Origin of the sequence: Flavobacterium album (assembly GCF_003096035.1) — a bacterium.
GTDB classification, from domain to species: domain Bacteria; phylum Bacteroidota; class Bacteroidia; order Flavobacteriales; family Flavobacteriaceae; genus Flavobacterium; species Flavobacterium album.
Genome location: NZ_CP029186.1, coordinates 979655 through 992622, shown reverse-complemented (window position 1 = coordinate 992622; position 12968 = coordinate 979655). Strand labels below are relative to the sequence as shown.

Sequence of the window (12968 nt, the reverse complement as noted above, 5' to 3'; positions counted from 1 at the left end):
GAAATTATATCTTAGTGATCACAAGCTCCACACGCCTGTCATATTCCGTGCCTTTACCGAGTGATTTTGTATTCCCGTAGCCTTTGTAGGTCATGCGGTTCTTGCTGATATTTTTGGAAACAAGGAATTTATACACGGTAAAAGCACGGTTTTTGGAGAGTTCGCGCTTGCGAGTATCCTTGTCTATAGCTTCTTTCTGGAAAGAAGGCGTACAGCAAATGTGGCCCTGTATCTCGAATTCGAGGTTTTTATATTTCTGGAGCAGCCTTGCCACCTTCTCGAGCTCTGTTCGCGATTTTGCAGTTAGTTTGCTGCTGCCGCGCTCAAACAATATGTTCTCAAGATAGATGTGGTCGCCTACGATGAGGTCTTTTTTCAGCGTATTGTAAAATCCGGGCTCCAGCTTTGGCGGCGGTAAAGGCCTGAAGTTCACCACTACGTCCACACGGCGGTTCTTGGACCGCGCCTCGCTCACGTTGTCTATGTCTTCGTCGAGCATTATTCGCCCTTTGCCTTCTATGGTAACGATGATCTTATTCCTGATACCACGGCCTAATAATGTATCCCTGATGGTATTGGCACGCTTAGTGGATAACTTGTAATTATACTCATCCTTACCACGGTCATCGCAATAGCCATATATCTGGACGGTCTCTATACGCGCCGTATCAATCGCTTTTATGAAGGCCACTACATTATCGCCCTGCTTATCGTCAAGGTTGTACTTATTAACCTCGAAATAAACGGAGTATAGTGTTTCCTCCTGCGAAAAAGCAGCCTGGAAAAGAAAAAATGCTGCTATAAAAAAAATGTTTCTCATCAATTTTGGGGCTGCGTGGTGTTGTTTTCATCGATCCGCGCCAGTACCATATCTTCCGGCGGGTGGATCACAATAGGGAATTTCTCTACTTTTACCGAACTGCTGTCAAGGCCAAACGCCCTGCCTTCGGAAAGGCTGACCTTTTTCAAAATGAAATAAATATCCAGCACAATCCTTTCATACCACGGAAGCTCATTGTCGTACGACAGGAATTTCTCTATGAGGACAAATTTAAAGTCACCTATCACGTTATTACGGTTCAGCGATTCGTAACGGCTTGTGATATCTACCTCACCGCGCTGTACCATATCGCGAACCACCTGCTTGAACATCAGGTTGATCCTCGGGGCCACACGGAAACCAAGATAGAAGTCTACCCTTATAACGTCATCTTTCATAATTTCGCGTACGCGGTACTCCATTTTGTAAGGCTCATCCACCACATTTACGTGAACGAACCAGTAAATATCAGCACGTTTCGGCCTTTTCTGTAAAATGGAATAAATGATTTTCGACTCAATCTCATCGCCAAGGTGCGCGTTGGTCATATATACCAGGTGGGTGGCATATTTCGGTATAGACTCATCATTGCTAAGCTCTGAAAGCACCTGTTTGTAATTGGCGATCTTAGTGAATTCGGTGTATTCGCTTCGAATTTTCTTTGCGGTGTGCCAAACAGCCATTATCATAGCTAATAAACCCGCAATTGCCAGCGAAACGTAGCCTCCGTGATGGAATTTATCCATATTAGCGATAAGGAACGAGATCTCAATAGTAAAGTATACAGCAATTATAGCAATGATAAGGATTCCGTTATACCGTTTCATGACCATGTAATAACCAAGTAATGTAGTAGTCATGAGCATGCACAATACAATTGCCAGTCCGTAAGCGGCTTCCATATTCCCGGATTCCCTGAAGTGCAAAACTATGAATACACACCCTATAAACAAAAGCCAGTTTATCGAAGGGATATAGAGCTGCCCGCGTAATTCTGTAGGGAACTTAACAGATACTTTCGGCCAGAAATTCAGGCGCATTGCCTCACTTATAAGCGTAAATGAGCCGCTGATCAATGCCTGTGATGCAATAACTGCAGCAGATGTTGCAATAGCGATACCGAAAGGCAGGAACCAATCGGGCATCAGCAGATAGAATGGGTTACCCGGATTTTTAGGATCGCCGCTAAGTGTTATAAGCGTTTGCCCCGAATGGGCGATAAGGTAAGCCCCCTGCCCAAAATAGTTAAGTACCAGCATTGCCTTTACAAATGCCCAGCTTACACGGATATTGCTCCTTCCGCAATGCCCCATGTCGCTATATAGCGCCTCTGCACCTGTGGTACAAAGGAATACGAAACCTAAAACATAAAACCCTTCATGATGAATGCTCAGCAAATGCAATGCATAATAAGGGTTAAGCGCTTTCAAAACGGCAATGTTAGACATTAACGGGATTATGCCAAGTACTCCCAGCATACCGAACCATAACAGCATCATTGGGCCAAAGAATTTACCAATGAATTTTGTCCCAAACCTTTGGATGAAAAACAAGGCAAATAATATACCGATTACGATAGGCACTGTATCAAGTTCCGGCCTGTAAATTTTTAGCCCCTCAATAGCAGAGGACACAGAAATAGGAGGTGTTATGATACCATCTGCGAGCAAAGCACTGCCCCCTATAATTGCCGGGACAATAAGGCCTTTTTTCTTAAAGCGTTTTACCAGGGTGTAGAGAGAGAAAATACCTCCTTCGCCCTTATTGTCTGCCTTAAGCGTGAGATAAACATACTTTACTGTAGTTTGCAGGGTAATTGTCCAAAAAATACAGGAAAGCGCCCCCAACACCACTTCTTCTTCAATAGGAACTTCCCCCATTATAGCCTTCATTACATACAAAGGCGAAGTACCGATATCCCCGTAAATGATCCCCAAAGTAACAATAAGCCCGCCTAAGGTTACTTTGTTAATATGTTTGTGATTGCCCACGATAAAGTGAATTAAAACCACAAAGGTATATGTTTTTTATAAATCAGCAGTTTAGAAGGTATTATAATTTAACGCCCGGCGCATCAGGTTATAAATCCCGGGTACTTTACCTGAGGCTGCGGCCAATTCCTTTCCGTCCCGAGGCCATTCGCTTCGATGAGCCGGCATATAATTCCGGGATTGGAATCCTGCATAGTCCACCTCAAAAAAAAGAATCCCGACAGAGCCGGGATTACTATATTATTTTAAAAGTATCTTGTTGTATTGCGAAGGGTTATTCAACAGGGCCGCGGCTTTCTGGATTTCCGGGTTACTGGTGGTGTAGTATTTATAAAGCCCTTCTTTGTACTGGTAGCGCTTGATGAGCTCGTCCAGCAGCATTTGCTTTATTTCCGCTTTGTGGGTATTCAGCTCTTTTTCCTCGCTTTTTTGCAGGGCTGCCAAAAGCTGTTGGTATTCGGCGGCGATGCTTTCGTCTACCTTTTCCTTTTTGGCGACCTCAAGTGTGGCTTTAAGGGATTTTTCGGTTTCGGTGTCAAATTCGAATTTCTCTTTTTTCAGGTATTGCTTAAAGGCCTCAAACTCTGCATCCGATACTGTCGGGATTGTCGTGCCAAGATTTGGATTCTTGTAATAATACACCGTAGCATAGTTGAATATGCCATCGTTACGCACCAGGGCATCGGCGATAGCGCTTGTTTTGGATTCTTCCAGTTCCACGTCCGGCAATATGCCGCCACCGTCATACACTGTCCTGCCTTTGCGGGTCTTGAAGGCGTTGTAATTCTTTTTATCGATACGGATGGCTTTACCGTCAACATCTTTATGCGTATAGTCAAGGGCCTGTATACTGCGGCCTGAAGGCGTGTAATAGCGCGAGATGGTTACCTTAACCTGCGTGCCGTAAACAAGGTCCAGAGGGCGTTGTACCAGGCCTTTTCCAAAGCTCCTGCTGCCCACGATAACCGCACGGTCAAGGTCCTGCAATGCGCCGGACACGATCTCTGAAGCCGAGGCGCTTTTGCCGTCTACCAGTATCGCCAGCGGGATCTCGGTATCTACCGGGGCTTTCTGGGTTTTGTAGGTGTTATTGTATTTCTCGTTCTTCGATTTTGTGGTAACAATGATCTCATTCTGGGGAACAAAAAGGTTACAGATGGCCACGGCCTCATTCACCAGCCCGCCGGGATTTCCCCTGAGGTCGAGGATGATGTTTTTAGCGCCCTGGCCTTTCAGGTCGATAAGCGCGGCTTTGGTTTCCTGCGATGCCTTGGCATTGAACTGCGAAAGCACAATATAGCCGGTCTCTTTGCCCACAAGCGCATAGTATGGCACCGCTTTTACATCTACTTCGTTCAGTACCAGCTGTGTGCTCATGGGTTTGCCCTGGCGCAGGTATTTAATGTCGATCTTGGTATTGCGCGAGCCTTTCAGCAATTCGCTGGCATCTTCCTTAAAGTCTGCCAGTACGATATCGCCGATCTGGATGATCTCGTCACCGGCTTTAAGGCCTGCTTTGTCGGCAGGATAATCCTTATATGGCTCTTTAATGATCAGCTTGCTTTCCTTGCGGGTAATTAGTGCGCCAATGCCGGTATATTCGCCGGTGTTGTTTATTTTGAACTTCGCCACATCCTGTTCGTTGAAATAATTAGTATACGGGTCCAGGTCGGCCAGCATGCTTTTTATGGCTTTATCCATAAGCTGTCCGGGGTTGGTTTCATCTACATAATTATTGTTCACGGTCTTGAACAGTGTGGTAAATATCTCGATCTGCTTGGCGATCTCAAAGAAGTCGTCCTTAAAGCTGGCCCCCACAAACAAAAACCCAACAGCAACGGCCGGCAGCACATATTTTCTCTTTAGTCTCTTAAACATGATTTTTCCTTTCTTAAATTTTTCCTGATGATGATAATACGATTACGAAAATAAGGATTAATGGCCAAAGGTTGAGCAATTCGATAAATAAACTTAGGCATTACCGTGATAGTAAACGTGGGAGATGATAAAATAGTACAGCAGGAGTATTTATCACAGGTTCTCCTGCGCAGCGAATTTTTCAAAAAGCTGGATCGTTTTTGTATTGATCTCCTCAAACGAAAGCCGGTCTTTGGTCTGGTACAAAAACATCATGGCATAAGGCTTATCAGTACTTTCAGTAAGGATATGCTTGTGGTGGCGGTAGGTTTCGCGCAGTACCCGCTTAAAGTAATTGCGGTCGGTTGCTTTTTTGAAGTATTTTTTGGAGACAGAAACCCCCATCTGCATGATCGCGCCTTCTTCCGGCTGCGGCACATATACCAGCCGCAACGGGTACTTAGACACCGACTTACCTTCCGTAAACAAAAGGTCGATCCTGGTTCGGCTTTTCAGCTTTTCTTCGCGCGGATATGTGTAAGGCCTGTTTTCCATGAGGGGCAAAGGTACAAAAGGAATGGCGTTGGGCAAGGGATATAAAAAAACCGCCCAAGTGGTGGTTAGATTAATTAGAATGTTTAATAATTAATCCCAAAATAAGACTTTTTCTAAAATAGGATTGGCTTCACTAATAGAAAGGTTACCTAATGTTTTATAATTAATAGTACTTCAACTGGAGTGAATTTATTTTTTTCTTTTTAAGTCCTTGTATTAAGTCATCATCTGATGTTATTTTAATGAATAGGGATTTTATAACCTCATATTCTTTGTCATTTGGCGTAAATATGTTTAGAATATCGTCTAAACTTCTACCGTTTATTACCTTACGGCCATTTACTGTTTCAATTTTAATTATGTCCATTTCTAATATAAAATATTACTGATAGAAGCCCGCGATAGCCAAGTTAGTTGGATTTAGAAATGTAAAGGTTTCAATCAAAAACAACAGGTATTTCACCTTCTTTCGAATATTCTTCTATTGCTTTAATAATTTTTTTTTTCGTTTTCCGTTATAGCTTCGTTTTCAAATGGTGGTTCCCAATTTTTTATATTCAGCGTTAGCGTAGAATTTATTCATTGTAAGTTCACCTGTAATGAAGATAGATTTATTATCTAAGCCTGCCTTTATCAATCCTCTGCTCAATCCTTCGAATTTTTTTACGGTCATAACCAGTGATTAAGTTAATATACTAATAAGCAAATGTTCCGATGTACTTAAACGAACCGGCCTTATCTACCTGGCCAACATAATTAAAATTGTAGATCAGCAAAAAGCAATTATAATGGGATAAATTTTCCAATGGCAATTTGTCCAAAAAATTTTGCGAATAAGAAAAGCTTTTAAGCGCCTCGTCTTTATTGGCAGATGCTTCAAATAATGCTTCCAGGAATTGGGAATCATAAAATTTGATCTCAAAATCGTTCATGAAACCGGACATCATCTGTCCTTCATCATCATAGATTTCAGAGATATATTCCTTAAATTTCTCTTGATTATCCAACTTTCCTAACCATACTGATACTTTGTTTTCTTCTTCCATCAATAAATAGCTTTATAGTAAACATAGGAAAATTCAAATAAAAGAAAGATTATTTTCGCAATAAAAATATTTTTTTCTTAGATTTGCCTGTAAATACAAATATTATGGTATCGCAAAGAGTGGGAGAATATATAGAGGCAAAAGGGATCAGTTATTATGCTTTCGAGAATAGCCTTGGTGCCAGCCGTGGCAGTATTTCGAAAGCCGTGAAAGATGGTAAGAGCATAGGGTCGAACATGCTGGAAAAAATTCTTGCAACCTATACCGACCTAAATCCTGCATGGCTGCTTACAGGGCATGGCGAAATGCTGAAGGAAGGAGAAGATGGAACCTCTATTAAAACCTACCGCCTTAAAACCGATACCGCTGTTGAAAGCCAGCAGATACCGCTTTACGACCTTGAAGCAGTTGCAGGCCTTGTGCCGATATTTTCAAGCAACAGCGCCCAAAAACCGATTGACCATATCTCGATACCACACCTGCCAAAATGCGACGGTGCTGTATATGTTACCGGAGACAGTATGTATCCGCTGCTAAAAAGCGGTGACATTGTTATGTACAAAGAGATCCACGATATACAGAACGGAATCTTTTGGGGCGAGATGTACCTGCTGGGTATTGATATGGGCAGCGGCGAAGAATATATCACAGTAAAATATATCCAGCGCTCAGAGTATCCCGGCTGCGTTAAACTCGTAAGCGAGAACAAGCACCACCAGGCCAAAGACGTTGAAATGGATAAAATCCGTGCGCTTGCACTGGTGAAAGCCAGTATTCGCGTCAACGCAATGAACTAATTCTCCACAAAATTTCTACAGAATTCCCCAAATTCTACAATTTTACTGCATTGTGGGCGAAGGGAGTATTTTGTAATAAAGATTTTTTAATTGTCTGTTTTTCAGATTGTTTCAGTGTTGATTTAATTGAAAACGATGGTGCTGCCGCTATTGAGGCATCAATCTTGCCTTATGTATTGGTATAAGACATAATTTAACAACGATACAATATGAAAAAGTTATTTTTAAGTGCCCTAATGCTTACAGGAGTAATGGCAATGGCACAGGAAACTACAAAACAAACAGAAACAACTACTAAACCACAACCGGCTCAAACTACGCAACCTGCCGCCGCGAAAGCCACTGAGGCCAAGCCTGCCGCGCAGCAGCAAACACAGCAGCCTGCCGAAGTAAAAAAACAGGAAGCTACTGTGAAAGAAGAAAAAGCCGAAGTTAAAAAGGCTGACCCTGCTAAAAAATCTAACTAATTTTTTAGCGCCTATATATATCCATAGCAAAACAGGTTTTTTATCTATTTTATCTGTTTTCACAAACCTCTGGTCCGCAACAACCAGAGGTTTTTTTGTGGCTTATACTTTCATTAAAAAAAAGCGGCACCATACCGGCACCGCTCTTTGAAATTTGTATTTTAGGATTCACTATTTTGCTCCCCTGATAAACGCGTTATTTTCCTTATTCACATCGGCCATCAACTCTGTAGGGTCTATAACCAGTACCTGTATCGATGCTTTTGGCTTATTGATGGTGAACTCATAGGTCTGGTGGCCCCAATCCCATGCATCCAGTACATTTCTCTTCAGGTTCGGGAACGGGTTATCTTTAATGTAATGCATCATTTGCAGCGGTATGTAATAGCTTTCCTGCGTGCCGTCGTCTGCCACAACAATGATATCTATAGGCATTGGCATGCGTCCTATTCTCTCCAGCGTCACTTTGGTCGTGTTGCCATCTTCTTTCATTTCCTTAATGGCGTAGTCTATAGTATTGGTCGTCTCTGTCCAATCGGTAAGGTACCAGTCCAGATGGGCACCGCTCACCTTTTCGGCAGTACGCTTGATGTCCATCGGGGTAGGGTGCGTAAACTTATAATCGGCAAAATAACGCTTAATGGTTTTTGCCAGCTTGTCTTCGCCTATCAGGTAACCCAGCTGCGAAAGGAATATCTCGCCTTTGCTGTAGGAAGCAATGCTATAAAGCATGTTCTGGTCAAAACGGTCGGCCTGTGTGGTCAGCGGCTGCTCTTTGCCGGTCTTTACCATGTAGAAATAATTCGAATAAGCGCTTGCAAAAGGGTTTGGCTCTTCTTCGCCTTCTTTTACCACAGCAGGCATTACGGCCTGCATGGCCAACGCTTCTACATATGAGGTAAACCCTTCATCCATCCACCCGTGTTTTGTTTCGTTGGAAGCCAGTACATGCTGGAACCAGGAGTGCCCGAATTCGTGTACCGTCACTTCAACCAGGCCTTCATAAGTATGGCCGGTAATCAGCGTACACATGGCATATTCCATACCGCCATCGCCGCCCTGTATCACAGAATATTGCTTGTACGGATAGTTCCCAATTGTCTTATTGTAGAACTTGAGTATCTCAGCAGTTTTAGGCTGCAGCTTTTTCCAGCCTTCAATGTTTTCAGGCGTGTTTTTATAAAAGAAATGCAGCTCGGTGTTGTTATCGCCCATTATTTTGTCGTGGGCGTAATTGTTGTCTGCGCCCCATGCAAAATCATGCACCATAGGCGCTACAAAATGCCACGTAAGGGTTTTTGCTTTCTTCGGGTATTTTACTTCCACGCCTGCATCCTGGTAACCTTTACCTATCTCGTTCTTGTTTTGAAGGTAGCCGGTTCCGCCAATAGTGTAGTCTTTGTCGATGGTGATCTTTACATCAAAATCGCCCCACACGCCATGGAACTCACGCGCTATGTAAGCATTGGCATGCCAGCCCTCGAAGTCATATTCAGCCATTTTCGGGTACCACTGCGTCATCGAAAGCGCAACACCCTCAGCATTGTTCCTTCCGCTGCGGCGTACCTGCACGGGTACCTGCCCTTCGAAGTCGAGGGTAAAGGTTGTCGACTTTCCGGGATATATGGGCTTTGCAAGGTCTACTTCAAGTATGGTTCCTGCAACTTTGTTACGAAGGTCGGCACCATCCTGTTTCAGGTTGGTTATCTTGAGGTAGCCAATCTCATTGGGCTTCAATGTGCTGATGCGGCTTTCTTTTACGGTCTTGTCGCCGCTCTTAAAGCTCTTCACCATCCTTTTGTCGGGATCAGATATCGCTTTCAAGCGCGCATCCATCTCGCTGCCGGGCTGGAAGGCATTATTATACAGATGATAGAACACGCGATACAGCGTATCGGGAGAGTTGTTGGTGTATACCAGTTCCTGCTTTCCGGTATAGCGGTACGTTTTTACATCCATGGAAACATCCATTTTGTAATTCACATGCTGCTGCCAATAGCCGGGATTGGGATTGTGCTGTGCAAAAAGGCCCGAAGCCGATAGTAATGCTGCTAAGAGTAATTTTTTCATGCGTTAAAAATAAAAAAAATGGAAGGGATCACGCCCTTCCATTAAAATGTTTTTTTGTGATTATTTCCGCGACATCTTGTCAGCAAGAATGATGGCGTTGTAAGCGTTCACGATCCGCCCTGACCTTGACAGCTCGCTGAAAGCCCTCATGTCTTTAGGGTCGCCGCCCAATGCTACATCCATATTTATCGCAAGGCCTGAATCCATAAGGATATGCTTTACCTGTGATGCCGTCAGGCTTGGGTAGTACGAACGGATAAGCGCTGCTACACCTGCTACATTTGGCGAGGCCATCGATGTTCCCTGAAGGAATTCGTACTTATTGTTCGGGGTAGTAGCATAAATGCGTACGCCTGGGCCAAATACATCTACATCTGTTTTTCCGTAGTTAGAGAAATCAGCGATAAGTTCCGGCCCGTAAGAATAGCTTATGGCGCCTACGCAAAGGAAGTTGTCAGATATCTCTGTAGCAGAGTTCATGTCGTCGTTAGGATAACGCTCTGCAACGCTGCCTGCGGGGTCAAGGTCTTTGCTTTCGTTACCTGCCGCACAAACGATAAGTACATCTTTCTGTGCTGCATATTTAATGGCATCGTAAACCCAGTCGCTGTGCGTAGAGTAATATTTTCCAAAACTGCCATTGATCACCTTAGCACCATTGTCTACTGCATAACGGATAGCAAGCGCCACGTCTTTGTCGTACTCATCGCCATCCGGCACTGCACGAACCGACATGATCTCTACATTGTTGCTGGCAATACCGTCGCCGCCAAGGCTGTTGTTACGCACCTGTGCAATGATGCCCGCTACGTGTGTACCGTGTTTGGCGCCGTCTTTAACAGGGCCGGTCACGTTGTTGTTGCCGTATTTGCGGTCGTTAATGTCATCCGGGTTATCACCCACGATACTGCGACCGTCAAATTTCTGGTTGAGGTTGTATTTCAGCGTGTTTTCAAAATGTTCTTTAGCGCCGCTTATCTCCTCATCAAATTCTTCTTTGGATATGCTGCTGAAAATACCAATAAAGCCTTGTTTTGCTTCTTCAAGCCTTGGATCACTAACCTTAAGGTTTTTTAGGTCTTCAACTGTGTAATTCTTCTTGCCGGTTTTTTCCTGAAATATCTTGTCGATATTGGCAATGCCATCTATTTTTTGCATTTCCGCCATTGCCTCGCGGTATTCCTTGTCGTATTCCGCTTTTGCTTTTTTATACCTGGCTGATCCGTCGTCACCTTTTTTCAGGATACGCACGAATTCGAGGTTTTCATGCTCTGCATCGCCAAGGAAATTCCAGCCATGAACGTCGTCAATATATCCGTTTTTATCATCGTCTATATTATTTCCTGCAATCTCTTTGGTGTTCGTCCATATCACAGGCTTAAGGTCCGGATGTTCGATATCCACACCTGAGTCTACTACGCCCACAACTATTTTGGTGCTTTTCCTGTCTTTCAGCAGTTCGTAAGCCCTGTCTACACTCATTCCCGGAATGGTATCCTTTACAAGGTCAAGATGGCTCCAGCGTTTCTCCTGGGTGTCGCTGAGCGGCGCTGTTTTAGCAGTTATCGAAGCAGGTATGGCAATAGGCTCTGCCGTTATTTTTTTGGTAGCGCTGCAGCCTGCAAGGAACAAAGCGAGGGCAGCCGACAGATAAAGCGATCTGAATTTCATGGTATTGAATTTACAATTTAATATTTGACTAAATTAGTCTTTGTAAGTTACATTAAGCAGAAATTTTAACATTTCGTTATGATGATCCGCTAAAGAATATCTTCACATGAAAAAACTTCCTTCAGCCTTACGCCTTTTTCGGTATGCTCTACGGTAATTATCTCATTGTGGGCATCGTGCTCCAGGAAAAGGTAATACCCATTATCGGCAGCGGCATTCATGAATTTTGCCTTTTCATCTAATGTGAGAAGTGGGCGTGTATCGTACCCCATAACGTATGGCAGCGGGATATGCCCGGCAGTAGGCAGCAGGTCGGCCATGAACACGATGGTCTTTCCGTTGTAACTGATGTGCGGTATCATCTGCTTTTCGGTATGCCCGTCGGCAAAAAATATCCCGAAGCCTAATTCGCTTTCTGCAAGGAAATCGCCTTCCGGCCTGTTAATGAATTTCAGTTGTCCGCTTTCCTGCATTGGCAGTATGTTCTCAGACAGGAACGATGCCTTTTCGCGGGCGTTGGGTTTTGTGGCCCACTCCCAGTGCTTATCGTTGGTCCAGTAGTGAGCATTTTTAAAGGTGGGCTCATAACCGGTACGGTCTTTATTCCACTGCACACTGCCCCCGCAGTGGTCAAAATGCAGGTGCGTCATGAATACATCGGTAATATCATCTCTGTGGAAACCGTATTTAGCTAATGACTTGTCGGTGTTATGGTCGCCCCAAAGCGAGTAGTAGCCGAAGAATTTATCGCTCTGCTTGTTGCCCATTCCGGTATCTATGAGTATCAGTCGGTTGCTGTCTTCTATGAGGAGGCACCGGGCCGCGATGTCGATCTGGTTATTCTCGTCGGCTGGGTTTGTTTTAGTCCATATAGGTTTTGGCACCACGCCAAACATCGCACCGCCATCGAGCTTAAAGTTTCCGGTTTCTATAGGGTAAAGTTTCATTGTTTATTTGTTTGCAGCCAAATTAAGCTTAATTTGGTTTATAGACAAAAGATGGTTAAAGTAAAGCAGTGCGAATTTTGCATATGCTTGCGCGAATAATCATCTATAGCTATCGTATGAAGGCATAATCTAAAACTAAAAATTAATTTCGCATTACTTTTAATCCGCTAATCATGGAAAACATTACAGACCCTGTTCAAAACCTGATCAATAAAGGCAAACGCTCCAATAGCACCGGCAGCGAATATTTTGCATCAATGACAAGCGACCTGCTGCTGCATGCATTTTCTATGTTCGAAGAGCTCCCGTATGATCGCAGGGAACAATTCGTAATACCTGAAGCGTACATCAAATACCTGCAAACGGTGGATAACGATTCCATTGTCCCCTTGCCGGGGCAGGAACTTTACCTTTATGGGTTTTACGGGATGGTTACCCACACATTTGATTATTTTAACTGCGAAGGCAATCTTGGTTATCCTCCTGCTTTTTGGCTTGCAGTTGGCCATCGTAACGACAGGGGCAATTTTTTCCTATGCTGCGACAAAGCGTCGGAATTGTTTGGCCAGGTTGGCGAATTCTACGACAGCTGCCCTTTTAGAGGTGAGGGCGACTTTGATGAAATAGGTATCGACTTCGCCGACTTTTGCAAAAATGTAATGGACGGAGAAGTGTACTAATATTTTACTCAAAATCAGGCATAGGGATTGCTTATCAGCCCATAATCATAAAATGGGGGGCATTTAT

The 12968-nt window shown here is 43.9% G+C and carries 11 protein-coding genes; 3 read left to right on the top strand and 8 right to left on the bottom strand.

The window, feature by feature from the left end; genetic code table 11:
* Positions 1–4 precede the first annotated feature (4 nt).
* From HYN59_RS04390 to HYN59_RS04365, 5 genes are all read right to left on the bottom strand, one after another.
* Positions 5–820, bottom strand: coding sequence for an OmpA family protein (locus tag HYN59_RS04390; RefSeq protein WP_108777105.1), 816 nt, complete (start codon positions 818–820; stop codon positions 5–7).
* Entirely contained in the window at positions 820–2832 is a 2013-nt protein-coding gene (locus tag HYN59_RS04385) for a KUP/HAK/KT family potassium transporter (protein ID WP_425433067.1), read from the bottom strand. The genes HYN59_RS04390 and HYN59_RS04385 overlap by 1 nt, the downstream gene beginning before the upstream one ends.
* Before the next feature lie 219 nt (positions 2833–3051).
* Positions 3052–4689, bottom strand: coding sequence for a S41 family peptidase (locus HYN59_RS04380; protein ID WP_108777104.1), 1638 nt, complete (start codon positions 4687–4689; stop codon positions 3052–3054).
* 153 nt (positions 4690–4842) lie between these two features.
* The gene (gene rnpA, locus HYN59_RS04375; RefSeq protein WP_108777103.1) at positions 4843–5223 is read right to left on the bottom strand and encodes a ribonuclease P protein component; all 381 of its coding nucleotides are present in this window, start codon (positions 5221–5223) and stop codon (positions 4843–4845) included.
* Positions 5224–5918: 695 nt separating this feature from the next.
* A complete protein-coding gene (locus HYN59_RS04365) occupies positions 5919–6269 on the bottom strand; it encodes an immunity 22 family protein (RefSeq protein ID WP_108777101.1) in 351 nt (116 codons plus the stop codon).
* A 104-nt stretch (positions 6270–6373) separates the two neighbouring features.
* Here HYN59_RS04365 and HYN59_RS04360 point away from each other — a divergent pair, with 104 nt between their 5' ends.
* Together HYN59_RS04360 and HYN59_RS04355 are read left to right on the top strand one after the other, a co-directional pair.
* Positions 6374–7066 carry a S24 family peptidase gene (locus HYN59_RS04360; protein WP_108777100.1) on the top strand — a complete coding sequence of 231 codons (693 nt, stop codon included), beginning with the start codon at positions 6374–6376 and terminating at the stop codon, positions 7064–7066.
* Between the two features lie 209 nt (positions 7067–7275).
* Positions 7276–7533, top strand: a complete 258-nt coding sequence (locus tag HYN59_RS04355) for a hypothetical protein (protein WP_146185857.1) — start codon at positions 7276–7278, stop codon at positions 7531–7533.
* A 171-nt stretch (positions 7534–7704) separates the two neighbouring features.
* Here the strand turns inward: HYN59_RS04355 and HYN59_RS04350 are convergent, their stop codons facing one another.
* From HYN59_RS04350 to HYN59_RS04340, 3 genes are all read right to left on the bottom strand, one after another.
* Positions 7705–9603, bottom strand: a complete 1899-nt coding sequence (locus HYN59_RS04350) for a M1 family metallopeptidase (RefSeq protein ID WP_108777098.1) — start codon at positions 9601–9603, stop codon at positions 7705–7707.
* Between the two features lie 60 nt (positions 9604–9663).
* Positions 9664–11274: a S8 family peptidase gene (locus tag HYN59_RS04345; protein ID WP_108777097.1), complete on the bottom strand. Its 1611-nt coding sequence runs from the start codon at positions 11272–11274 to the stop codon at positions 9664–9666.
* Between the two features lie 89 nt (positions 11275–11363).
* On the bottom strand, positions 11364–12221 hold the full coding sequence (locus HYN59_RS04340; RefSeq protein WP_108777096.1) for an MBL fold metallo-hydrolase: 858 nt from the start codon (positions 12219–12221) through the stop codon (positions 11364–11366).
* A gap of 173 nt (positions 12222–12394) precedes the next feature.
* Here HYN59_RS04340 and HYN59_RS04335 point away from each other — a divergent pair, with 173 nt between their 5' ends.
* The gene (locus HYN59_RS04335) at positions 12395–12901 is read left to right on the top strand and encodes a hypothetical protein (RefSeq protein WP_108777095.1); all 507 of its coding nucleotides are present in this window, start codon (positions 12395–12397) and stop codon (positions 12899–12901) included.
* The last annotated feature ends 67 nt before the right edge of the window (positions 12902–12968 follow it).